The 23,118-nt window shown below is 44.5% G+C and carries 23 protein-coding genes; 1 reads left to right on the forward strand and 22 read right to left on the reverse strand.

The features are described from left to right. The 14 genes from BN6465_RS17115 to BN6465_RS17180 form a co-directional block, all read right to left on the reverse strand. Complete coding sequence (locus tag BN6465_RS17115) at window positions 1-999, reverse strand: N-acyl homoserine lactonase family protein (RefSeq protein ID WP_066737480.1); 999 nt, start codon at window positions 997-999, stop codon at window positions 1-3. 73 nt (window positions 1,000-1,072) lie between these two features. Next, entirely contained in the window at window positions 1,073-2,032 is a 960-nt protein-coding gene (locus tag BN6465_RS17120; RefSeq protein WP_066737481.1) for an ABC transporter permease, read from the reverse strand. Between the two features lie 12 nt (window positions 2,033-2,044). Beyond that, complete coding sequence (locus BN6465_RS17125; protein ID WP_066737482.1) at window positions 2,045-3,028, reverse strand: ABC transporter permease; 984 nt, start codon at window positions 3,026-3,028, stop codon at window positions 2,045-2,047. After that, window positions 3,015-4,541: a sugar ABC transporter ATP-binding protein gene (locus BN6465_RS17130; protein WP_066737484.1), complete on the reverse strand. Its 1,527-nt coding sequence runs from the start codon at window positions 4,539-4,541 to the stop codon at window positions 3,015-3,017. The genes BN6465_RS17125 and BN6465_RS17130 overlap by 14 nt, the downstream gene beginning before the upstream one ends. A 103-nt stretch (window positions 4,542-4,644) precedes the next feature. Beyond that, entirely contained in the window at window positions 4,645-5,769 is a 1,125-nt protein-coding gene (locus BN6465_RS17135) for a sugar ABC transporter substrate-binding protein (protein WP_066737485.1), read from the reverse strand. A gap of 288 nt (window positions 5,770-6,057) precedes the next feature. After that, window positions 6,058-6,918 (reverse strand): phosphatidylserine decarboxylase, encoded by an 861-nt coding sequence (locus BN6465_RS17140; protein ID WP_066737487.1) that lies wholly within the window; start codon window positions 6,916-6,918, stop codon window positions 6,058-6,060. An 11-nt stretch (window positions 6,919-6,929) separates the two neighbouring features. Further along, window positions 6,930-7,547, reverse strand: a complete 618-nt coding sequence (locus BN6465_RS17145) for a CDP-alcohol phosphatidyltransferase family protein (RefSeq protein ID WP_066737489.1) — start codon at window positions 7,545-7,547, stop codon at window positions 6,930-6,932. After that, window positions 7,531-8,592: a lysylphosphatidylglycerol synthase transmembrane domain-containing protein gene (locus tag BN6465_RS17150; RefSeq protein WP_066737491.1), complete on the reverse strand. Its 1,062-nt coding sequence runs from the start codon at window positions 8,590-8,592 to the stop codon at window positions 7,531-7,533. Before BN6465_RS17150 ends, BN6465_RS17145 begins: the two co-directional genes overlap by 17 nt. Then, window positions 8,564-9,292 carry a phosphatase PAP2 family protein gene (locus BN6465_RS17155; protein WP_066737493.1) on the reverse strand — a complete coding sequence of 243 codons (729 nt, stop codon included), beginning with the start codon at window positions 9,290-9,292 and terminating at the stop codon, window positions 8,564-8,566. Before BN6465_RS17155 ends, BN6465_RS17150 begins: the two co-directional genes overlap by 29 nt. Window positions 9,293-9,442: 150 nt before the next feature. After that, the gene (locus tag BN6465_RS17160) at window positions 9,443-10,186 is read right to left on the reverse strand and encodes an amino acid ABC transporter ATP-binding protein (protein WP_278276536.1); all 744 of its coding nucleotides are present in this window, start codon (window positions 10,184-10,186) and stop codon (window positions 9,443-9,445) included. Next, window positions 10,176-10,862: an amino acid ABC transporter permease gene (locus tag BN6465_RS17165; protein WP_066737497.1), complete on the reverse strand. Its 687-nt coding sequence runs from the start codon at window positions 10,860-10,862 to the stop codon at window positions 10,176-10,178. Before BN6465_RS17165 ends, BN6465_RS17160 begins: the two co-directional genes overlap by 11 nt. A 21-nt stretch (window positions 10,863-10,883) precedes the next feature. Continuing rightward, entirely contained in the window at window positions 10,884-11,645 is a 762-nt protein-coding gene (locus tag BN6465_RS17170; protein ID WP_066737500.1) for a basic amino acid ABC transporter substrate-binding protein, read from the reverse strand. Window positions 11,646-11,797: 152 nt separating this feature from the next. After that, entirely contained in the window at window positions 11,798-12,616 is an 819-nt protein-coding gene (locus BN6465_RS17175) for an undecaprenyl-diphosphate phosphatase (protein ID WP_066737502.1), read from the reverse strand. Between the two features lie 76 nt (window positions 12,617-12,692). Further along, window positions 12,693-13,520 carry a Cof-type HAD-IIB family hydrolase gene (locus BN6465_RS17180; RefSeq protein ID WP_066738758.1) on the reverse strand — a complete coding sequence of 276 codons (828 nt, stop codon included), beginning with the start codon at window positions 13,518-13,520 and terminating at the stop codon, window positions 12,693-12,695. Window positions 13,521-13,839: 319 nt separating this feature from the next. Between BN6465_RS17180 and BN6465_RS17185 the strand changes: the two genes are divergently transcribed. After that, window positions 13,840-14,937, forward strand: coding sequence for a cell wall hydrolase (locus tag BN6465_RS17185; RefSeq protein ID WP_066737504.1), 1,098 nt, complete (start codon window positions 13,840-13,842; stop codon window positions 14,935-14,937). A 50-nt stretch (window positions 14,938-14,987) separates the two neighbouring features. Here BN6465_RS17185 and BN6465_RS17190 read toward each other — a convergent pair whose 3' ends face one another. From BN6465_RS17190 to mmsB, 8 genes are all read right to left on the reverse strand, one after another. Continuing rightward, window positions 14,988-15,758, reverse strand: a complete 771-nt coding sequence (locus BN6465_RS17190; protein ID WP_066737507.1) for an NfeD family protein — start codon at window positions 15,756-15,758, stop codon at window positions 14,988-14,990. Continuing rightward, window positions 15,748-16,086: a PadR family transcriptional regulator gene (locus BN6465_RS17195; RefSeq protein ID WP_066737508.1), complete on the reverse strand. Its 339-nt coding sequence runs from the start codon at window positions 16,084-16,086 to the stop codon at window positions 15,748-15,750. The genes BN6465_RS17190 and BN6465_RS17195 overlap by 11 nt, the downstream gene beginning before the upstream one ends. Window positions 16,087-16,096: 10 nt before the next feature. Continuing rightward, window positions 16,097-16,636 carry an NfeD family protein gene (locus BN6465_RS17200; protein WP_066737510.1) on the reverse strand — a complete coding sequence of 180 codons (540 nt, stop codon included), beginning with the start codon at window positions 16,634-16,636 and terminating at the stop codon, window positions 16,097-16,099. Between the two features lie 181 nt (window positions 16,637-16,817). After that, window positions 16,818-18,317 carry an L-arabinose isomerase gene (araA, locus tag BN6465_RS17205; RefSeq protein WP_066737512.1) on the reverse strand — a complete coding sequence of 500 codons (1,500 nt, stop codon included), beginning with the start codon at window positions 18,315-18,317 and terminating at the stop codon, window positions 16,818-16,820. Between the two features lie 108 nt (window positions 18,318-18,425). Then, window positions 18,426-19,115 (reverse strand): L-ribulose-5-phosphate 4-epimerase, encoded by a 690-nt coding sequence (locus BN6465_RS17210; protein ID WP_066737514.1) that lies wholly within the window; start codon window positions 19,113-19,115, stop codon window positions 18,426-18,428. 42 nt (window positions 19,116-19,157) lie between these two features. Then, on the reverse strand, window positions 19,158-20,753 hold the full coding sequence (locus BN6465_RS17215; protein ID WP_066737516.1) for a xylulokinase: 1,596 nt from the start codon (window positions 20,751-20,753) through the stop codon (window positions 19,158-19,160). Window positions 20,754-20,796: 43 nt separating this feature from the next. Continuing rightward, complete coding sequence (locus BN6465_RS17220; RefSeq protein ID WP_066737518.1) at window positions 20,797-21,891, reverse strand: GntR family transcriptional regulator; 1,095 nt, start codon at window positions 21,889-21,891, stop codon at window positions 20,797-20,799. Between the two features lie 56 nt (window positions 21,892-21,947). Next, window positions 21,948-23,117 (reverse strand): multiple monosaccharide ABC transporter permease, encoded by a 1,170-nt coding sequence (gene mmsB / locus BN6465_RS17225; RefSeq protein WP_066737520.1) that lies wholly within the window; start codon window positions 23,115-23,117, stop codon window positions 21,948-21,950. Between the last annotated feature and the right edge of the window lies 1 nt (window position 23,118).

A 23,118-nucleotide genomic window follows, 5' to 3' on the forward strand; every position in this document is an offset into this window, starting at 1 on the left:
TTATGCAAAATACTTTGTTTTCGCTTTATCAGCAGCTTTCCGGGCATCTTTATCGATAATCGCACCTTTATATTCTTCAAAAACAAAGTCGCTGTCCTTTGGTCCGATTACCGGAATTTTATTGTCCTTTTCAGATTCATATTTTTCAACCGCAGCAGAAAGGATTACATCATGAGACAGCAACAGATGGCTGTGTGGATCTACTCCAGCCTCTTTGCAGCGGCGAACGGTGTCACGGATTGTTTCCCATGCGGCAACGATATCTACAAAACGTCCCGGAGGGCAGATATCATAGTGAAGCTCATCCTGCATATCTTGTGGTGCGTCAATATTTCCCATAACAAATACAGAATCACCCACACAGAAATACGGCCCTGTCTCCGTCTCTACTACGATTGTCATATGCCCCGGGCAATGACCAAATCCTTCATAAACGCTGACTCCCGGCACAATTTCCACTTCTCCCTTTACTGTCTCAAAACGCTCGCGAACGCCCGGCTGGTCATAAGGTGCAATAAACTGGTCGCCACAGGTGACATCCCCATCTTTTGCAATAATCGGCCTGCAGTAAGATTTGTAATGCAGCGGAATCGGGTTATGGGCATAATTCCATTCCGTCTCATTGCAGATAAAGCGGGCATTTGTAAATTTTTCAAGGTAAAACACATGATCCCAGTGAAGGTGTGTGAACAGCACAATATCCACATCCGTAGGTTTGTATCCTACTTGAGCCAGACGTGATTCAATATCGTCAATTCCCGGTCTTTGAAGTGACGGACCGTGATGGTATTTATCCGCATGTTCTGTCCAAGACATTCCGGTATCCACAAGTACAAGCTTGTCTCCGCCTTCAATCAAAAAAGTGAAATCCGGAAGCTGGTCAGATTCATTGGTAACTCCACGCTTCTCTACATATTTTTTACAGGAAAAATGATACCAGTATTCCAGCGGACGTGTCGGTATATATCCTGAGTTAAGTGGTCTTATTGTTAATGCCATAATTAATTTCCTCGCTTTCTTTAGAAAAGTTTTTTGTTATATCTTAAAATTGTCGCCAATTTTAATTCGATGACTATGCAGCACTTCTTTCTTGTTTTCTCTTTGTATAAGTGTCAAACAGAACCATAGCAATAATTACGATACCCACCACCATACCTTGTGCAAAGGAAGAGATTCCTTTCAGATTCATAACGTTTACGATAATCGTCAGAATCAACGAACCGATAACAGTCCCTACAACTCCGCCTTCGCCGCCGAGCATGGAAGTTCCTCCTATTACAACCGCCGCTACAGTCTGAAGACCGTAGCTATCACCCATGGCTGCATCTGCCGCATTAAGCCTTGCAGTGATTAGCATACCGGCTAACCCCGCACACATACTACACATCACGAAACTTGATATCATGATTTTTTTCACAGGTACTGCAGAATATCTGGCAGCCACCGGATTGGAGCCATATGCATAGACCTGTCTTCCGTACGTCGTCCTCTGGAGCAGTACATAGATAATGACTACCACAATAGCCGCTATGATAATCAGATTGGGAATCGGTCCAGTATACCCAACACCTATTCTGGTGAAATTTTTAGGCAGGTCATAGATAACCGCCCCCTGCATAACGATAATCGCCAATCCTCCAAGCACCCAGTTTGTTCCATAGGTAGCTATAAAACTCGGAAGAATACCTGCCAGAAGTCCATTGACGACGCCCACAGCCATTCCTATTAAAATTCCAATGGCAAATGCCGCCGGAATCGGAACACCGGCTTTCAGCATCTGGGCACAGATACATCCTACGAACCCCGCCGTTGCCCCTACAGACAAGTCCATGCCGCCCGTCAGAAGCACTGCGGTAAGCCCTGCGCTCAATACAAGAAGAACACTGGCCTGCCTGAAAATAGTAATCAAATTGTCCACAGTCCGAAAATTCGGAGCGATAACAGCCGATATTACAATCAGCACAATCAAGCCAACCAGACTGTAGAAGACTTTTGAACTTTTTATTTCATCAAACATTTTCTTTGCATTCATGTCCATGTCCTCCTATTCCTTTGAACGAATACGGACAACCGCATCGATAATGATAGCTGCTAGTACGATAGAACCAATAATGGCATTCTGGAAAATAGACTGGACACCGATAACATTCAGGCCGTTCTTAATAATCCGTATCAGCAGTACTCCAAATATCGTACCGGTCACGCCGCCCTTGCCTTCTCTCAGGGAAGTTCCTCCCAAAAGTGTCGCGGCTACCGCCTGAAACTCCCACCCTGTGGCTACGATCGGCTGCCCTGACTCTACTCGGCAGAGCGTGATGACACCCGCGATACCAGCAATCATCCCCGCAAACGCATACGTTTTAATCAGACATTTTACCGGGCTGATTCCTGCAAGTACCAGTGCCTCTCTGTTACCTCCAAGTCCATATATATTGGTACCAAACTTTGTTTTTCTAAGTACAATCCAGACTACGATAAACACGGCTGCTGCCACCCACACCATAAGGGGTATAAACAAAATCGTCGTCTCTGTCACTACCCTGTATGTAAAGCTAGAGTAAAAGATAGAGGAGCCGGCAGTCAAAAGCAGTGAAATACTGTTCACAATATTCTGCATACCATATGTGGCAATAAAAGGAGGGATATTTCCTTTGGCCACGATAAGTCCGTTCAAAGCTCCTATGAGCATCGTACAGACAATAGAAATCAACATGGCTACTTCCAGAATGATTCCCCGCTGTGCAAGAAATACAGTAAATACTGTTACAAAGCTTACCTGTGCACCCAATGACAAATCAGTTCCCTGTGTCAGTACAATGCAAGTCTGTCCAAACGCTACGATCATCAAAGGTGTCGCCTGAATCAGAACATTTCGAAAATTTGAAAAAGACAAATAATGCGGATCCATAAAGCTAAACGCCGCGATGATGACAATAAGCATGTACGCCACCGGAGGTACCCTTTTAATTCTCTGCAGTACGCTGGCGCTCTGCCCCGTATTATTCTGAACTGCATTAACTTTCTGCATTCTCAGCACCTCCTGACCCCAGCATCATCCGCGCGCCGATGCTTTCAGAATTAAACTCTTCTGAGCCGCGCGTCACTTCATCTACAATAGTCCCTTCATGCATGATATAAATTCTATCGCTCATTCCGATAACCTCCGGAAGTTCTGAAGAAATCATAATAATCGCCTTCCCCTCCGATGCAAGCTTATCCATAAGCCCATAGATTTCCATCTTTGCTGCAACATCAATTCCCCTTGTCGGTTCATCGAAAATTAAAATGTCCGGATTAAAGCTCAGCCATTTGGCTAGAACAACCTTCTGCTGATTACCGCCGGATAAATATTTACACGCCTTATTGACACTCGTTGTTGCAATTCTAAGCTGTTTTTTATAATCAAGAGCTATCTCTGTAATTTTTTTATTAGATATAAAAAACTTAGGAAATATTTGTTTTAAGCTTACAGCTACCGTGTTGAGTGCCACAGACTCATCTAACGCTAGTCCCTGTCTCTTACGGTCCTCACTTACTAGACCAATACCAAGCTCTGTCGCATGTTTCGGAGATTTAGGCGAAACTTTTTTCTCGTTGACATAGACCTCGCCTGATTTTATAGGCTGTATACCATAAAGAAGTTCTGCCGTCTCCGTGCGTCCCGCACCGACAAGTCCAGCAATTCCCACAATCTCTCCCCTTCTTACTTCCAAGTTTACATTTCTCACTTTACCTCTGTGGTCACACAGATTTTCTGTCCTAAGCGCAATGTCACTGTGCTTATTCTCTGTCCTTACATAGACTTGTGAGACATCACGGCCAACCATCATATTGACCAACTCTTCATTCGTACACTCGTCGATTCCCACCGTATTAATTTTTACACCATCCCTTAGAATAGTGATACGGTCGCCAATTAGCGGAAACTCCTGCATCCTGTGGGATACATAAATAATACCAATTCCTTCTTTTTTTAATCTGTGTATCTGTGCAAAAAGAGAATCTACTTCTCTCTCTGATAAAGTAGCCGTTGGCTCATCAAATACCATAATTCTTGGTTTGAATGAGAGCGCTTTCGCAATCTCTACCATCTGCTGCTCCGCAACACTCAAATTCTTCACATGGCTTTTTACATCAATATACTCACAATTGAGCGACTTCATCAGCTCCCTTGCTTCCTTCTCCATGCGTTTATGATCAATTAATCCAAGCTTCGTCCGGTATTCCCGGTTTAAAAATATATTCTGTGCCACACTAATGTGAGGAACAAGTGTAAATTCCTGATATACCGCCACGATTCCTTTTGCCAGTGCTTCTTTAGTTCCGTTAAATTTTACGATTTGATTATCAAAAGTAACCTCTCCTTCTTCCGCCTTATAGGCCCCCAAGATTACTTTCGCCAGCGTACTTTTTCCCGCGCCGTTCTCTCCGACCAGAATATGTACCTCGCCCTCCCGTAAATCAAAATCCACATTGTCCAGTGCCTTCATTCCGGGAAACAGTTTCGTTATATGGCGTGCTGTTAAAATTGTTTTACCCATCTTTCCACCTCATCCATTCTTCCAACCGGATACTCTTTTAACATAGAGGGTGCCCTGCTTTGCAGAACACCCTCAGGTGAAATGTCAAGAACAACGATTGCCTCTATTGGATTACTTTCCACCAAGCAATATTGTCTTTATAATCTTGAACGGTTCCAGCTGTGATCAATGGATCGTTGGCTGCCGTTGGGAACGGAATAAACTTACCTTCCGGCTCGGTGCCGTCATTCAAATAATTCACTGCGTACGCACATGCAATATATCCTGAACCGTACGGGTCTGTGTTGTATGTAGCAAACATATCTCCGGTCTCTACCGCACTTGTTGCGTCTGTACTTCCGTCAAATCCTGCTACAAGAACATCTGTCATACCTGCTGCTTTTAATGCCTGAATTGCTCCCAGTGCACTCTCATCGTTCATTCCAATGATTCCCTGTACATCTGTATATTTCTGGAGAAGATTCTCTGTTACGGACATACCTTCTGTTCTCTTGAAGTTTGCTGTCTGTGAAGCTACCACTTTAATATCTGGGTATTTTTCAAAAGCTTCATTGATTCCTTCCAGTCTTTCAATTGCGTTTGCTGCTCCCGGAGGACCCTCAAGAATGATGATATTCCCCTTGCCGTTAAGTGCCTCTGCCATCTCAGTAGCGATAGTTGTACCTGTTTCTTTATAATCAACACCTGTTCTTAAGAATGTATCCTCTGAAGCTGGTGTGCCGATTGTAAGAACAATAATGCCTGCCTCCTGTGCTTTTCTGACACCCGGCATGATACCATTGGAGTCCGCACAATGTACGATGATAACATCCATTTCCTGCTGAATCATATCCTCCATTATCTTAACCTGTTCTTCAACGCTGTCTGCAGTGGACGGTGCCTGTGTTACTGCGTTGAATCCCATATCTTCTCCAGCCTTTTTCACCCCTTCAGCTTGAGCTACCATGTATGGGTTGGTTGTATTTTTCGCAATATAACCAATCTTATAATCTTTTTTTGCCTTTACGTCTGATGCAATCTGAGCACCGATTCCGGTTACCGGAAGCTTGTCCGCGCCCACAATCGTAGCCGCTTCTCTCGTTCCTGCAGTTGTTGCAGAGTCATCGGAACTTTTTTCATTTTTAGTTCCGGAATCTGATGTTTCTTTTGTCGGAGAGCTACATCCGGCCAGAAGTGAACATGCCATTGCTGCCGTCAATAAAATAGATACTAACGTTTTCTTTCTCATTTTCTTCCTCCTTTGATTTTCCGTTTCCATTTTTTGGATATCGGATATTGGATACAATCTTGTTGTAATCAATATAGCACTCTCATTTTTATATGTCAATAATAAATAGTATTTTTTTATACTCACCACCATTTTTGTGCGTTATTCACAAAGCAAACCCAAATTTTCTGTTAACTATTACAATTGTCACTTTTTTATCAATTCAGCAGTTTTACCAAATTTATAAAAAAAAGAAGCACTCCGGTAATACTCAGCATATTACCGAAGTTGCTTCTCTATTCTAATGCATTATTTGACTCCGATTCTCTCTCCCATCTTCACAATGGTCTCATATCCCTCCTCGGTATTGCGAAGGATATCTTCATCTATCTTTACTTTTCCCTTCTGAGTCAGCACAACAATCGTAGAGCCGCCGAACTCAAAACGTCCCTTTTCCTGTCCTTTTTTCACTTCGCACCTCTGGTGGTAATTGTTGATTCTCCCCACCATCAGCGCTCCTACCTCCATCATCAATACGGTTCCAAAATGTTCCGTCCGCAGAAGGCAGTACTCTCTCGTATTCATCTTATATATGGGCAGCACATCATTGGCCGCAGGATTCACAGTGTGCAGTACTCCGGGGATATGAATCTGCCCTGATTTTTCCCCATTGTCTATATAACAATATCTATGATAGTCATCCACCGTAAGCCTAAGCACTATGGCATAACCGCCCTCATAATATGCGGCCAGCCTCTTGCTCCTCACCAGCTGTCCTACCGTATATGGAGTATGCTTGATTACGAAACGGCATTCGCTGTCTATGGGATAGACGCTTGCTTTTCCATCACACGGACTTATGAATACACTCTCATCCCTCTCTATCGGGCGCATCTCTTCCCTTATGCGCCGTGTAAAAAACGCATTATAGGAACGGAACTTCTGCTCCTCGTATTCCTGCAGCTCTATATGATTTTTGCGCACGAACCGAGGCACCGCAAGAGCCGACAGCCTGCTATCCAAAACCTTACCTCCGAGCTTAGACACAGCCGGAGAAACAAAAGGCCTGATCAGCATCCTTGTTAAAGCATGACCGTATACCCATGCCAGAAGCTTATCCTGACCGGTTGCTTCCTCGCGCCTTTCACCTGTTCTATCTATGTATTTCATCAGCTCCACACCTACCCTACATGAAACAGCTTCAGCACAGCGATGGCTACAATCGTAACCAAAACAGCCAGTGTAGCATTTTTCGGCTTTTTCAACTTGAAATTAGTGATAAAGAGAATTCCGATCGTCAGTACCACGGCATGCAGTGTTACGAGGAAATCCCTGCGCAGAATCGGACTTAACATAAATACAATAGGAAGGGCTATGGCCGCTGACGTGATAGGAAGCCCCTGATAATACTTCCGGTTCTCATCTGTTTCATCCTGCCGTCTTTCCTCCATCACATTAAAGAACGCCAACCGAATCAAGCCTGCCAGAACATATATCATCAGGATAAATATTCCGATAAGGCTTCTCATCCCTAATCTGTAGCATAAAAGTGCCGGGGCCACGCCGAAACAGACGATATCGCACAACGAGTCAATCTGTATGCCGAACCGTTTTTCATCCTCAGTGCGGTTCTTTTTTGTTCTGGCAATTTTCCCGTCAAACATATCGCAGAGTCCGGATAACGCCAGACAGGTCACCGCCAGTTTAAAGTGTCCGTTCATGGTAAACATCATGCCACCCACAGAGATGAACAGGCTGATATAGGTAAGCACTACAGTATAATCATAAAATCCTAACATTTTGAATCCCCTTTTCCTCATTCAAACGCTTTTTTCCTATCGTAAAGTTAGCAGTCACAGTTAACAGGGCGCTTATGATAAGCTCTGTATAATAGCCTAAGCCACGGCTCAGTATCATTCCCGGAAGCAAAAGTTTTACTCCAAATATAGGCACAAAGATTATCAAAAACAACTTTTCACTGATTCCCATGCCTCCCGGAAGCGGGAGCATATCTACCGCAACTGATATCACTGCCTGAAGGAGCACTATCACCACAATGCTTTTTCCTTTCAGTCCGAAGGAACGGTATACAAAGTAAGTTGCCAAAAACAGAGACAGCCTCTGGAATACGGTAATTAAAAAAACATTGATGATGACCATCGTATGCGACTTCAAGTAAACGGCCGTCTGACTGTATTGTACCATAGATTCCTCTAGCTTATCAATTCTTGACTGTTTATGCCGGACCAGATGCATTCTTTCAAGCAGCCAGAGCCCTTTTACCATGATGTTTCTGGCTAATCTGGGATGGAATACAAGAATCAGCATAGCTGCAACACAGAATACGTTCAAAGCGATGCCCAGATAAAATACGAACAGCATACCGGATAAATATTTGTGGATAAAGCCCTGCCCGAAAATCACAAGTCCAAGTCCAATTACTACCAGCACCAGTTTGTAAGTGATTGTCACTATCATCAGCACGAGCGTGGACACAGGAATCGGTATTTTTTCCTTTTTCATATAGTAGATTTGCGCCGGCTGTCCACCCGATGCCGATGGTGTGATACAGCTGAAAAAGAAACCGACAGATGAAAATAGAAAACAGGTCCATTTTTTCAGCATAATTCCCAGAGACCGCATCATGTAATAGATAATGATGGATTCTCCCCATATAAATATAACCACGCACAGCACTCCCGGTATAAGGAACGCCGGATTCACCGTCTTAATGATATTAAGTATCTGTCCTAAATCTTCTCCATGGAAAACACCATACATGGTGAGTCCGAATACAAGGACGAGAAAGGTTACATTAAACAACATTTTCTTCTTGTTTCCCATGCTCTTTTCCTCTTATTAATTCCATGAGCCGGTCTCCCGCTCGCTCAAAAATTTTCATATAAATACGATACCCGTTCGTATGGCAGCTGATAAAGTATGTAATCTCCGCCAGCGCGACTCCCGCAAACACATCAATCAGTACGTGCTGCCTAAGCGCCAAAGTAGAATAGAATACAACAAACGCCGCAATACATGTAAATCTCCGGTACCACAACGGTATTTTTTTATTTCCACGAATCCCCACATAGCAGAACCAGCTGGCCATGCAGTGTATGGAAGGAAGCAGATTGCTGGCCGGATCTATACTATATAAAAAGCGGACTGCCTCTGTCCAAATATCGCCGCCAGATAAAACCGGCCGGATATTAGTCGTGGGAAGGAACAGGAAAAACAGCAGGCACACAATCCGTGCATAAAAATCGGCGGTAAAAAATCGGTAGCGCTGCTCTTTATCTTGCTTGGCAATCATGCAATAATTCACGACCCATAAAATGTAACAGCTAAAATAGATTATAATAAACTGTGGCATAAAGGGTACCAGATTGTCTATCGATGAAGTGAGGTCAAAATGATGTCTGCCCTCTGTAAAAAGACGTACTCCGAAATATATTGAATTATTGAACACAAATGTAAATATCACTGGTAACAGCCAGTGAACCGGAAATATGAATTCTTTCCATTTCATTTTCAGTTTATCCATCTTTCGTCTTCCTTATCAATATATTTGCTTGCATCACTCTTATTCATTTTACATGATATGCCCGAAAAAGCAAGGAGAGGCCTTCAATCTTAATAAATAAAGCCCAATTCTTTTGGGAATTGAGCCTTTTTCTTTAGATTTTCTTTAGTTTTAAAGCACCTTGGATAAAAATTCTTTTAATCTGGCATCTTTGGGATTACTGAAAAATTCGCTGGGCGACGCCTGTTCTTTTACCAGTCCCTCGTCGATAAAAAGCACCCTGCTGCCAACTTCTTTGGCAAATCCCATCTCATGGGTAACAACGACCATAGTCATGCCGTCACGGGCCAGCTTCTTCATAAGCTCCAGCACCTCTCCTACCATCTCCGGATCCAGCGCGGATGTAGGTTCGTCGAACAGCATCACATCCGGATCCATGGCAAGGGAACGAATGATTGCAATCCTCTGCTTCTGCCCTCCTGAGAGCTGCGCCGGGTATGCCGATGCCTTCTCCTCCAAGCCCACCAGCTTTAACAACTCCATGGCCTGAGACTCGGCTTCCTCCTTAGTTTTATTCAGAAGCTTCATCGGCGCCAGCGTGATATTTTCCAAAATAGTCTTATGAGGAAAGAGATTAAAATGCTGAAATACCATTCCCATTTTTTGTCTGTGCTTATCAATATCAACTTTCTTGTCTGTGATATCGGTACCTTCAAAATAAATTTTTCCCTGTGTGGGAGGTTCCAGAAGATTCAGTGACCTTAAAAATGTAGATTTTCCCGAGCCCGACGGCCCTACGATCACCACTACCTCTCCTTTGCGGATTTCCTCAGAAATTCCGTTCAGCGCATGAAAGCCTCCAAAGGCTTTGTGAAGGTTCTCCACTTTAATCAATACTTCTCCATTAGTGGTCACTATTCCTCAGCCTCCTCTCCAGCATGCTCACCAGCTTGGTGAATATCATAACCATAACCAGATAGATGAGCGCCACCGCCATCAACGGCATAAACGCATCAAAAGTCCGGCTTCTTATAATATCGCCGCCTTTCGTCAAATCCTGCAGCGCAATGTATCCGGCGACCGACGTCTCTTTCAGCAGCACGATAAACTCATTTCCCAACGCCGGGAGGACATTCTTGAATGCCTGAGGCATGATTATGTAGAGCATTGTCTGCCGGTAATTGAAGCCAAGACTTCTGCCCGCCTCGAACTGGCCGTTGTCGATAGACATGATTCCCGAACGGAATATCTCCGCCACATAAGCGCTCGAATTCATTCCAAAGGCAAGTATGGCAACGATTGTCTTGTCAATGTTAACGCTGGAAAAGATAACATAAAAAATGATTAATAGCTGAACCACTACCGGGGTTCCCCGAATAATTGTTATGTAAACTTGGCAAATGAAATTTAATATTTTCATCCGTTTTGTTTTATCATAAGTCGCGCGCACTACTGCAAGCAGAAATCCCAAAACAACACCAATTATAACGGCACAAAAGGTTACAAGTAATGTAACCTTTAATCCGTCCGTAATATAATGCCATTGTTTATCTTCTATAAAATTAAAAATAAACCGTTCTTTAAAACTCATAAATACCGCCTGTCCGCAAAATTATTTGATATATTTTGCTACGATTTTATCAAATGTACCGTCATCCTTCAACGCCTTGATTGCGTCATTCACTTTTTTAACAAGTTCTTCATTTCCTTTTTTCACAGCCATAGCATAGTCTTCTTCTATATATTCTGTCTCAAGAATCTTAAGGCCTTCATTCTGAGAGACAAATGTTTTCGCCGGCTGGTCATCGATAACTACCGCGTCAACTTTTCCCTGTGTCAGTGACATAACGGCTTCCATACCCTTGTTGAAACGCTCGATGTTCTCATCGCCATAGTCGTCTGTTGTGTACTGGTCGCCTGTTGTCCCCTGCTGTACGCCAATCTTTTTACCTTCAAGATCGTCTGGCCCTGCAATGGTGCTGTCCTCTGTCACGATGATGACCTGACGTCCTGTATAATATGTATCTGTGAAATCAACACTTTTCTTTCTTTTTTCGTCCACTGTCAAACCTGCTACCCCAATATCTGCTTTTCCACCCTGAACAGCAGAGATAATGGAATCAAAAGCCATATCTTCAATCTTCAGCTCCATGCCCAGCTTCTCAGCGATAGCTGCCGCGAATTCTGCGTCGATTCCCACGATTTCATCACCTTCATAAAACTCATACGGTGGGAATTCTGCATTGGTTGCCATAACTAATGTTTTCTTATCTTCTCCCTTGTCATCTGCTCCTTCTTTTTTAGAGCCACATGCAGCCAAAGTCACGGCACATGCAAGAACCAGTCCTACACTAATTAACTTTTTCATCTTCATAATATTTTCCTCCATCAAATATACTCATTCTTTATAGTACTGTTTTTAATTCTACCATGTTCCCAACAAAAAACAAGTGGTTTTTTATACATTTTTTTGCATAAAAAACCACATTTTTTTAACAATATGCCACTATCACCTAATTTTAAGCTCTATCCCCATACAATAAAATACAAAAGGACCATAACGCCTAATACAATACGATAATAACCAAATGCCTTGAAATCATGTTTCTTTATGTATGCCATCAAGAACTTGATCGCGAATACGGACACGAAAAATGCCACAATACATCCTACAAGAAGAATCCCCACTTCCAGTGCAGTATAGTGGAAGCCGAACTTAAAGATTTTCAGCGCGCTGGCTCCGAACATAACCGGAATGGCAAGATAGAATGTAAATTCAGCCGCCACATAGCGTGACGCACCTAAGAGCAGGCCGCCTATAATCGTGGCCCCAGAGCGGGAAGTCCCGGGAATCAGCGCCAGAACTTGAAATAGCCCGATAAAGAAGGCTGTGGAATAGGGCATCTCCGTCAATTTGGTAATCTGTGGCCTTACATGGGCATTCCGGTTTTCTATATAGATAAAGAGAATACCATATATAATGAGCATTAATGCCACGACAATATAGTTATAAAGATATTTATCTAAAAAATCGTCGAATAGAAGGCCTATCACCGCTGCCGGCAGGCAGGATACTATGATTTTTGTCCACAAATTCCATGTGTTGCGCCTTTGCTTGGCCGTCTTCCTCGGCGAGAATGGATTCAGCTTATGGAAATACAATACCACAACTGCCATAATCGCGCCCAGCTGGATAACTACCATGAACATACTTTTAAAGGCTTCACTCGTTCCTAGATGCAGGAACTCATCCACCAGAATCATGTGCCCGGTGCTACTTATGGGCAGCCATTCTGTGATTCCTTCCACAATTCCAAGAATTATCGACTTCAGAATATCTAACATCTTTTTCCTCTTTCCTCCCCCTCAGGGTCATTTTGTACTTTAATTTATTTTATTGTAAGTATTGAAATATATAACCTTAGAGTACAAATCTTTCGATAGCTTTTGCCACGCCATCCTCATTATTTGTATCGGTAATATAGTCCGCAATTTTTTTCACTTCCGGCAGTCCATTGTCCATGGCCACACCAAATCCGGCCATCTCAATCATCTGCAGGTCATTATTACCGTCACCGAAAGCGGCAATTTCCTCTTTCTCTATGCCAAGAAGCTCTCCCAATTTCAAAAGGCCTGCCCCTTTATTGATGCCGGGAGCGTTGACCTCCAGATTATTTCCCATTGCTCCGCTCACAGAAAGTTCTCCCAGCTCCATTATGCGGGCATGCGCCTCCTGTTTCTCCTCATGTACAGCGAACACACCCTGAACCTTGTCCATTCCCCGGTCCTGCATTTTCTCTACCTTATCCCATAAATCAGGGACAGCCGTCCTTGTTCTCAGTACATATTCTGCCATAGGTTTATCGGTGATATATTTGCCGATATTCCGAAGATTGTCGGCCTCCGCAAAGCTTTTCCCTTCATAACAGATTTCACGCAGTGTGTCGTAGTCCTCCATTATTTTTAAAATACGCCTGCTGATATCGGCCGGAACCAATTTCTCCCATAGGATTTTGTTCTCCTTTGTATCCACAATTCTGGCGCCGTTAGCCGTCAGGGCATAACGAATCCCCGGTAATTCCAACAATTCCTCAGGTACACCAGACAAAGGACGCCCTGTCGCCGGCAATACGATAACCCCAGCCGCCATCGCTTTGGTCAGCACATCCTTCGTGCGGGATGTGATTTCTTTTTTGTCATTCAGCAATGTACCGTCTAAATCAAGTCCTATTATCTTTATTTTCTTCATGCACGTTCCTTCCATCCGCGACGAACGCCACCTCGCAAGGCGTCCTTTTGTCTGCTGGCAGACAACGGCCTCTTTTTCTAATCTGCGTTCATGTCGTTCATATCGTCCGCGACGAACTCCACCTCGCAAGACAAGCTTGCTCGGTGTACGTTGCACTCACATGAATAAAGAATAAGTTCCTTTTGTCTGCTAGCAGACAACGGCCCTTTTTCTTTATTCGCGTTCGTCGCTATGCGCTCATTATATCAAAATTTGCTAAATAAAGCAATTTGTAGTATACTGTTAGGGAAACTCATTTTTGACGAAAGGAAATATGATGATGAATAAGAAGTTAAAAGCATTAGCGAGGACATGTACTGCCATTGCTTGTGCTGTTTCTGTCTGTTCTGTCAGCACTTTGGTGTATGCCGATGATGCGGTTGATAATCTCGAACAGCAGACCTCCACTCTTCAAAATCAATTGGACACCCTGAACAATGAGCTCAATGCAATAAGTTCGGAGATTACAGATTTGGCATCAAAAATTGAGGAAACAGACGCATCTGTTCAGAAAGCGGAACTTGATCTTGCCGCAGCCAAGGTAAATGAAGAGATGCAGTATGATGCGATGAAAAAACGAATTAAATATATGTATGAGGCCGGCAACACGTCTCTCCTAGAAATAATTTTTTCCTCGGAAAGTATGGGCGATTTTTTAAATAATACGGAATTCGTTTCCAATGTCATGGAATACGACCGTAACATGCTTGAAGAACTAAATCAGATACATAAAGATGTTGCCGAAAAGGAAGCTGCTCTAAAAGCTGAACAGGCTTCTCTGGAAGAGATGAAAGTGCAGCTTGATTCTAGACAAACATCACTCAACACTACCATTGCCTCAACCTCCGGAGAGCTTGCCGCCTCCTCCGATGCCCTCGCCAAAGCGAAAGAAGCGCAGGCAGCTGCTGCTATGGCATTGAAGCAAGAACAGGCAGAACAGCCCCCACAGGACTCACAGGGCTCCGGCAGTTCAGGCGGAAGCACTACTCCCGGTGGCGGCAGTGGAACCGTGACTGTTCCACCAACAGAAGCCGAGACCAATGACTTAGTATTACTGGCAGCCATTTTACAGTGTGAGGCAGGTACTTCCGATTACGATGGACTTTTAGCGGTGGCAACCGTCATTATGAATCGTGTAAGCAGCGGGCGCTATCCTAACACTATCCGGGGAGTTATCTATCAAAGCGGACAGTTTTCGCCGACTTGGAACGGAAGCTTAAATCGGGTGCTCGCTAACGGCCCCGCTTCTCTCTGCTATCAAGTCGCACAAGACGCCTTGAACGGCGCACGCCTTTCATCCGTAAGCGGATGCTACTCCTTCAATGCTTCTTGGACAGGCCGTCCCGGAATCATAGTCGGCGGCAATGTATTCTTTTAAGACAATGGGGACAGGTCCCAACGCGTTGGGACCTGTCCCCTTCTACAATTCTACAAATTTTCTGACAATAGCACGAAGCCATCAATTCCTGTGATGATAAGTGGTTCTCCTTTTTTTGCGGTCTGTCCTCGTTTCATCCTGACTTTCTTGATGTCACCGTCTATTTTTATCTTGCCTTGGTAATCGAAATCTCCTTCTGCTACCCCAATTTCCCATAGGTATTTCTGTTCTTTTCTCTCCCGCAGGCGGGATATGCTTAGCCGCTGGAACTGCAAGACTATATTGACAATCACAATCAGGCTGACCAGCTGCTGGAAGGTACGAACCCACAGCCCGATGCCGATAGCCGCAAACAGGCTGGCATTTGCAAGTCCGCCTAGACCTGCGCCTCCCCAGTTTTCTGCCCACGCGTAGAGGAAGGGGAGATCCATATATTTCTCCACGGCCGAGTCACAAAATGCCACTATAAGAAATAAGATTCCCACGAACCGTAAACCTGTATCGCTTTCTGAAATCGGGGGGCTTATCAAAATTCCGCTTAGCTTTAGTCCGCCAATTAAGGCAGCCCAGCCCAATATCCAGATAACTTCTAGCCATTCGATTTTCGGGCGGTACACATTGTGAAACTGTAACCCGATTTCCCCTGCGTCTCCCATCTGCCTCACCGCCCGTTCCTCGGCTTCTTCCGGTGTCAACCCTCTGCTCAGGAATTCCTCGGTCAGATCCTCTATACAATCTCTCAGCTCTTCTTTCACTTCGCTGCGCACCTGCCCATTATAAATAGGTTTGGTCGCCTTTTTTAGAAAATCATCAGGCTTCATTCGGCGCACCCCCGATAATATCCACCACCGCTTCGGAATACTCACGCCATACTTTCTGCTTCGTTTCCAGAAGCTTTTTTCCCACGGCAGTCAGGCGGTAATATTTTCTGGTCTTCCCGTTGACTTCCTTCTCATAGGATTCCAGACATTTCTGTTTCACAAGTGTATGAAGCAAGGGATATAGTGTACCCGCCTTCATCTCAAATACATTGTTGGATTTCCTGCATAAAGTATCAATCATCTCATATCCATACATATCCTTTTCTTCCAGTAACTTGAGAACCAGCATAGTCATGCTGCCAGAAAACAAGCTTGCGTCCGTTGCCATTTTTTCACCTCTACTTTCTAACTACGTACTTATACGTGCCCTTCAACTCGTTAATCATAACATGTGTTCCTTTTGTAATATGCTCCTTAGAGCAGACCTTTATTTCTTTATCCCCTATCTGAGCTTTCGCCATATTGGGCAAATCTCCCAGCAAAACGCCCTCTTTTCCAATATACTTTTTCTCCAGCCTGCGGTGCATATATCTTCCATATTCTCGGGCTGCAAATAAAATCGCACATGCAATCAAATCTGTACACAGCCAGCTTAAAATTCCTCTTGAAACAATCGCTATCAATATCGCTAACACCACAAAACTGTTGACTACGCCCATTTTCTGTGTGCGGCCTTCTATCAGCAAATCCCCGTCCAGACTCTCCCAAAAACCAAAAATAATAGGGTACAAAAAAGCCAAATACCAGATTGTGATTAGAGGTTGCTCCCATCTTGGCATTTCCCACGGTTTAGGAATCACCACAAGAAGCAGCGAAAATGCACTAACAGCCACCAGTGCCCAAATATCTTTTACCCTGAATGATATCTCTTTCTTCATGACCAATCCCTCCTTAAACTTTTTATATTGGTTACCTATATATCTTACTTACATTATATATAGGTAACCAATATATGTCAAGTATATAAGGAGATTTTTATATGTCAAAGGGGACAGGTCCCGATGCGTTGGGACCTGTCCCCTTTGATTGTCTGACATCTATTCTGTTTTTCTGCTGCTTCTATTTTTTATATGCTACAGAGTTCCACAATAATTCGTTCTTGAAGTTTCTGATGGTCGTGTCTTTGTCAATGTAAACAGCTTCAATTCCCATAGCTGCTGCCCAGTCGCCCATCTGCTCTGCTGTCAAGTCGTAGGAGAATGCAGTGTGATGTGCTCCGCCTGCTAAAATCCATGCTTCAGCGCCTGTCTGAAGATTCGGCTCCGGTGTCCAGAATGCGGTTGCTACCGGAAGCTTCGGCATTGGTTTCTCTGTCTTCTTGCAGTTTACATCGTTGATGATGAGACGGAATCTATCTCCCAAGTCAATCAGTGATGTAGCAATAGCCGGGCCTGTCTTTGAGGTAAATACAAGACGTGTCGGATCCTCTCTGTCACCCATGGAAAGTGGCTGGCACTTGATGCTAATCGGGCCGTCTGCGATAGTCGGGCATACTTCCAGCATGTGAGCCTGAAGGATTCCTTCTTTACCCGGCACCAGATTGTAGGTGTAGTCTTCCATGAAAGAAGTACCCTTTGCGTCCTTCATGCCCTGAGTCATAATCTTCATAATGCGAACCATGGCTGCTGTCTTCCAGTCACCTTCACCGCCGAATCCATAGCCTTTTTCCATCAATCTCTGTATAGCAAGACCCGGAAGCTGCTGCAAGGAACCCAAATCGCCAAAGTGCGTTACGATTGCCTGATAGTTCTTTTCTTCCAAAAATCTCTCAAATCCAATTTCGATTCCCGCCTGAACTGCCACATGTTTGCGGAACTCAGCTTCATCTCTTCCCTCCAGAAGGATTTCGTATTTATCATAATACTCTTCTACTAATGTATCGATATCTCCCTGAGGAACTCCGGCAACAGCCTCTGCGATTTCATTCACCGGATAAGCGTCGATTTCCCAGCCAAACTTAATCTGAGCTTCTACTTTATCACCCTCTGTAACGGCTACGTTTCTCATGTTATCAGCGATACGCATAACACGTACATGACTGCTCTCGATCACACCGATAGCGGTACGCATCCAAGAAGCGATTCTCTCCTGAACATTCTTGTCTGCCCAGTGTCCCATGACAACCTTGCGCTCCATTCCGAGACGGCTGAAAATATGTCCATACTCTCTGTCGCCATGCGCGGCCTGATTCTCGTTCATGAAATCCATGTCGATAGTGTCATACGGAATCTCTTCGTTGAACTGCGTATGCAGATGAAGCAACGGTTTTCTGAATTCCTGAAGTCCTAAAATCCAAGATTTTGCCGGTGAAAATGTATGCATCCATGTGATGACACCTGCACAGTTTTCATCCATGTTCGCCTCATTAAAAGTCTTTCTGATTAATTCATTCGTAATTAAAGTTGGTTTCCAAATTACTTCATAAGGAAGTACACCGGATGCGTTCAACGCATCTACGATTTTATGAGAATGCTCTGCGACATTTGCGAGACACTCATCTCCGTACAAGTCCTGAGAACCTGTACAAAACCAAAACTTATATTCTTTGCATGCTATCATAATTCTTACTCTCCTTTTTCATCAATAATAATATTATAAATATCTCCACTGTGAACAGGCTGCGCACTAACCTCATCCTTCGCCTTCGGCTCGGATTCGCCAAGTGCTTTAGCCTTGTCCGTAATAAGCGTCTTTGCCGTGTTTGCGGTAGTAGTGTTTGTCTTGGAGTTCTTGCGGCGCGGGTTTTACATCTGGGTTAATCATCTCGCAGCGCGCGGCCATTTTGGCTACTTCTTCGAGGACTACTGCGTTGTGTACTGCTTCGTGTGCGTCTTTTCCCCATGTAAATGGCCCGTGGTTCTTGCACAGTACGGCCGGCATTGCCATGTATTCTGTATCTTTAAAGTGTTCTACGATGAGAAGTCCTGTATTTTTCTCATACGCCTCGTCGATTTCTTCTTTTGTCAGGTTGCGGACGCATGGAATTTCCCCGTACATATAGTCTGCATGGGTCGTGCCGTAGCACGGGATTCCTCTTCCCGCCTGTGCCCAGCTTGTAGCCCACGGTGAGTGTGTGTGCACGATTCCGCCCATCTCCGGGAACGCCTTATAGAGCTCCAGATGTGTTTCCGTATCGGAAGACGGATTATATTTTCCTTCTACCCTGTTGCCGTCAAGGTCCATAACGACCATGTCCTCTGCCGTCAGCTTGTCATAATCGACTCCGCTTGGCTTGATGACGAACAGTCCGCTTTCACGGTCGATGCCACTCACATTACCCCATGTAAATGTCACGAGTCCGTGCTTCGGCAACAGCATATTTGCTTCGTAAACTTCTTGTTTCAGCTGTTCTAACAATTTTCTCCTGCCTCCTTATCTTGTCTGATTGATAGTTACAGTTTATTTCAAAGCTTCTACCGCAGCCCGCTCAATTGCAAGGCCCTCGGTATAGCGTTTGATAAATGTCTCAAAGCCTTCCACATCCTTTGCATCCGGCTCCATCTTGCTGCCCGCGTTTCCGCCGAAAACTTTTTCAGCGAGGTACGCAGCAAGCTCTTCGCCCCCTGCTTTATTCACCATATAAGATGCCAGCAGGGCGATTCCCCACGCGCCGCCTTCTCCTGCGGTCTCCATTACGGATACCGGGGTATCGATAGCTGCCGCCAGAATGCTCTGGCCAACGCCTTTAGTCTTGAACAGTCCGCCGTGTCCCAGCATTTCATCAATCTGCACATGCTCCTGCTTCAACAGAATATCCATACCTGTCTTCAATGCTCCCAGCGATGTGTACAGATGTGTCCTCATAAAGTTGGCAAGGTTAAACTTGCTCTCCGGTGTACGTACGAACAGCGGGCGTCCTTCTTCGAATCCGGTAATATGCTCTCCGGAGAAATAATTGTAAGCCAGCAGTCCTCCGCAGTCTTTATCGCCTTCCAGCGCCTTATTGTAAAGTGTTCCGAACAGCTTGTTCATATCCACGTCCATGCCGAAGCTCTCTGCAAATTCCTTGAACAATCCTACCCAAGCATTTAAGTCAGAGGTACAGTTATTGCAGTGCACCATGGCAACGAGGCTTCCGTCCGGTGTAGTGACAAGATCCAATTCCGGATAAACCTTGGATAATTCTTTTTCCAGCACGACCATGGCAAATACACTTGTGCCTGCTGAAACATTACCCGTACGGACTTTTACGCTGTTCGTCGCAGCCATTCCCGTTCCCGCGTCACCTTCCGGCGGACATACCGGGATTCCGGCCTTCAAGTTTCCTGTCGGGTCAAGAAGTTTTGCCCCCGCCTCTGTCAGAATTCCGGCGTTCTCTCCGGCTGACAGTACCTGTGGGAAAATATCCTCTAATTTCCAAGGATATCCCTTCGGCGCTACCAATTCGTTAAATTTGCTTACCATATCTGTATTGAATTTCTTCGTATGTATATCAATAGGGAACATACCGGAAGCTTCTCCCACACCGAGAACCTTTTCCCCTGTCATCATCCAGTGGATGTAACCTGCAAGGGTGGTCTGGAAGGAAATATCCTTCACATGCTCTTCCCCGTTCAAAATTGCCTGATACAGATGGGCAATGCTCCATCTCTGCGGTATATTATAGTTAAATACCTTTGTCAGCTCCTCAGAAGCCTGCCCGGTAATTGTATTTCTCCAAGTACGGAAGGGTACCAGAAGTTCTCCTTCTTTATCAAAAGCCATATATCCGTGCATCATCGCACTGAATCCGATCGCGCCCACCGTCTCAAGGACAACACCATACTGTGCCTTCACATCATCGGCCAGATTTTTGTAACAGTCCTGAAGCCCTGTCCAGATATCCTCCAGCGTATAGGTCCATATCCCATCCACATATCTGTTCTCCCAGTCATGACTCCCGGAAGCAATCGGTGCATTATCTTCTCCTACCAATACTGCCTTAATACGGGTGGAGCCGAACTCAATCCCCAGCGCAGTCTTTCCATTCAAAATGGCATTCTTTGCATCACTCATATTCCCTACACCTTTCCTTTCTTTTATTTAAAGACCTGCGTCTTTATATACTGTTAATAATCCGAACCGAACTACGGTTCACGATTTCCGGATCCAGCTCTGCCGCTTTCGGAACCGGCATTCCCTTCATCATCTCCAGCATCTCGAGAGCCGCGACTTTCGCCACATCCCTGATGGGATTCCTTGCAGATGTGAGCGGCACCTCACAAAATGTAGCCAGATTGGAATCATCGATTCCCATTACCGACAATTCCTCCGGAATCCGCATTCCCTGCTCCATGCAGAGGGCTACCAGATGATTCGCGACCTCGTCATTGTAGCAGACACAGGCCGTACATCCCATAATCCTCCGGAGTATCCATCCCCCATCCTCTCTCATGTTTCGGATGGTGTCCGTATCTATCCATACGATATGCTTACTTTTCAACTCTATATCCGCCTCCATCAAGGCTTCCATATACCCTTTATAACGCTCGTGTCCCTGCCCGTCGTCTGCTTTGAATATAGCCGCTATCTTCCGATGCCCGCATTTGAGCAGATGTTCAGTGACCATCTTGCCGGCCAGCTTATCGTTCATACTTACATGGGGCGCATCCAATTCCTTGTAGAAGCTGTTGACAAAAAGTACCGGGATGCCACGTTTCATAATCTTTCTATATATATCCAAATTTGGATTGGGGAGGGCACTTTTTGTAGTCTCCGCAATAATGCCGTCCACCATATTTTTCTCCAAAATATTTTTCAAAACCAGTCGTTCTTTTTCAATTGTATTATTCGTAAGTGCTATCTGCATCTCATATCCGGCCACCGATAATGTATGCTCCACTTCCTGAAGCATGGCCGAAAAAATATATTCTTGTACATAGGTCGTGATTACCGCGACCCGCATTGTTTTTACTTCTTTTTCCCCTACATTGATTGTCTCTTTAATATAAGTCCCGCTTCCCCGCCGTCTTTCCACAATCCCATCATTTTCCAGCACGGAAATGGCGTGGCGGACCGTCTGTCTGCTCACTTTGAACAAAGCACACAGCTGATGTTCTGAATCAATTCTGTATCCGGGCTTCAACTCCCCGTCTTCTACTCTTTCTTTTATCCAATCTGCTATTTCTTCATATTTTGCTTTTTGCTCTTCCATGGATATCCTCCATATATCAGGGCGAAGCACTGGCTTCGCCCGATATCCACTTTCAATTAGTTTTTCTTCTTGTTAGAAAGCACGTCGAATGTAACGGCTCCAAGAAGTACAAGGCCCTTAACAACCTTCTGAAGGTCTGTAGAAAGACCAACGAGGAACATACCGTTGTTCAGGATACCCATAACGAACGCACCGACTACGGCACCGATTACTGTTCCGACACCACCGGCTGCTGCCGCGCCACCGATGTAGCAAGAACCGATAGCATCAAGCTCGAAACCGTCACCGGCTTTTGGTGTAGCGGATGCATTACGTGCAGATAACACGATACCTGCGATAGCTGCCAAGAATCCCATGTTCGTATATACCCAGAAGAATACCTTCTTTGTATCGATACCGGAAAGTCTGGCTGCCTTAGCGTTTCCACCCAAAGCGTAAATCTGGCGTCCTGCTACTGTCTTGCTTGTTATGAAATGGTAAATACCTACAATTACACCCATGATAATCAATACAATCGGGATACCGTTGTATCTTGCCAGTTTGTAGAAGAAGAACCATACAATACCAAGAATTACTACTAATTTTACAATTGTCTGCCAAGGTTTTACGATAGCAAATCCATATTTTTGTTTTGTCTTAATATTTTTAAATTCAGAGAAGATGATAAGCAATGTAGCGATAATTGCTACGATAATACATACGATATCAATATGCCCATCACCGAACGGTACTTTCTTCGTCAGGAAGAAACCTGCGCCGAACCGTACATAGTTATCCGGAAGCGGGCCTACTGTCTTGGATGCAAGCAAGGTATATGTAAGACCACGTCCCATGAGCATTCCTGCCAATGTTACAACGAATGGCGGAATGTTCAGATAAGCGATAAAGATACCGTTAAATACACCAAATGCAACACCTACAAGAAGTGCAACTAAAAATGCCAACGGGATTGCCCATTTCTGCTCTACTACAAGTTTTGCTGCGATTGCTCCGCAAAGAGCTACATAAGAACCAACACCAAGGTCGATATTACCTGTCAGTACGCAGAGAAGCATACCGGTCGCAAGGATGACAACGTAGCTGTTCTGCATGATCAGGTTGTTCATGTTCATAGGAGTCGCATTGTTTCCTCCCGTCATAAAGTAAAAGATAATAAAAATTGCAATGAGAGCAAATACCATGCCGTACTGCTTCATACTAAGATTTACTGTTTTTTTCTTTTCCATT

It is taken from the genome of Bariatricus massiliensis (genome assembly GCF_900086725.1).
Taxonomy (GTDB): domain Bacteria; phylum Bacillota; class Clostridia; order Lachnospirales; family Lachnospiraceae; genus Allocoprococcus; species Allocoprococcus massiliensis.

What these genes read in the sequence shown, in the direction of transcription:
- BN6465_RS17215 (WP_066737516.1), bottom strand. Translation starts at nt 20,753, where the DNA reads ATGAGTGATGCAAAGAATGCCATTTTGAATGGAAAGACTGCGCTGGGG.
- BN6465_RS17180 (WP_066738758.1), bottom strand. Translation starts at nt 13,520, where the DNA reads ATGAAGAAAATAAAGATAATAGGACTTGATTTAGACGGTACATTGCTG.
- araA (WP_066737512.1), bottom strand. Translation starts at nt 18,317, where the DNA reads ATGATAGCATGCAAAGAATATAAGTTTTGGTTTTGTACAGGTTCTCAG.
- BN6465_RS17125 (WP_066737482.1), bottom strand. Translation starts at nt 3,028, where the DNA reads ATGCAGAAAGTTAATGCAGTTCAGAATAATACGGGGCAGAGCGCCAGC.
- BN6465_RS17115 (WP_066737480.1), bottom strand. Translation starts at nt 999, where the DNA reads ATGGCATTAACAATAAGACCACTTAACTCAGGATATATACCGACACGT.
- BN6465_RS17165 (WP_066737497.1), bottom strand. Translation starts at nt 10,862, where the DNA reads ATGAGTTTTAAAGAACGGTTTATTTTTAATTTTATAGAAGATAAACAA.
- BN6465_RS17190 (WP_066737507.1), bottom strand. Translation starts at nt 15,758, where the DNA reads ATGAAGCCTGATGATTTTCTAAAAAAGGCGACCAAACCTATTTATAAT.
- BN6465_RS17145 (WP_066737489.1), bottom strand. Translation starts at nt 7,547, where the DNA reads ATGTTAGGATTTTATGATTATACTGTAGTGCTTACCTATATCAGCCTG.
- BN6465_RS17120 (WP_066737481.1), bottom strand. Translation starts at nt 2,032, where the DNA reads ATGAATGCAAAGAAAATGTTTGATGAAATAAAAAGTTCAAAAGTCTTC.
- BN6465_RS17175 (WP_066737502.1), bottom strand. Translation starts at nt 12,616, where the DNA reads ATGTTAGATATTCTGAAGTCGATAATTCTTGGAATTGTGGAAGGAATC.
- mmsB (WP_066737520.1), bottom strand. Translation starts at nt 23,117, where the DNA reads ATGGAAAAGAAAAAAACAGTAAATCTTAGTATGAAGCAGTACGGCATG.
- BN6465_RS17200 (WP_066737510.1), bottom strand. Translation starts at nt 16,636, where the DNA reads ATGAAGAAAGAGATATCATTCAGGGTAAAAGATATTTGGGCACTGGTG.
- BN6465_RS17195 (WP_066737508.1), bottom strand. Translation starts at nt 16,086, where the DNA reads ATGGCAACGGACGCAAGCTTGTTTTCTGGCAGCATGACTATGCTGGTT.
- BN6465_RS17150 (WP_066737491.1), bottom strand. Translation starts at nt 8,592, where the DNA reads ATGGGAAACAAGAAGAAAATGTTGTTTAATGTAACCTTTCTCGTCCTT.
- BN6465_RS17135 (WP_066737485.1), bottom strand. Translation starts at nt 5,769, where the DNA reads ATGAGAAAGAAAACGTTAGTATCTATTTTATTGACGGCAGCAATGGCA.
- BN6465_RS17185 (WP_066737504.1), top strand. Translation starts at nt 13,840, where the DNA reads ATGAATAAGAAGTTAAAAGCATTAGCGAGGACATGTACTGCCATTGCT.
- BN6465_RS17155 (WP_066737493.1), bottom strand. Translation starts at nt 9,292, where the DNA reads ATGGATAAACTGAAAATGAAATGGAAAGAATTCATATTTCCGGTTCAC.
- BN6465_RS17130 (WP_066737484.1), bottom strand. Translation starts at nt 4,541, where the DNA reads ATGGGTAAAACAATTTTAACAGCACGCCATATAACGAAACTGTTTCCC.
- BN6465_RS17140 (WP_066737487.1), bottom strand. Translation starts at nt 6,918, where the DNA reads ATGAAATACATAGATAGAACAGGTGAAAGGCGCGAGGAAGCAACCGGT.
- BN6465_RS17170 (WP_066737500.1), bottom strand. Translation starts at nt 11,645, where the DNA reads ATGAAGATGAAAAAGTTAATTAGTGTAGGACTGGTTCTTGCATGTGCC.
- BN6465_RS17220 (WP_066737518.1), bottom strand. Translation starts at nt 21,891, where the DNA reads ATGGAAGAGCAAAAAGCAAAATATGAAGAAATAGCAGATTGGATAAAA.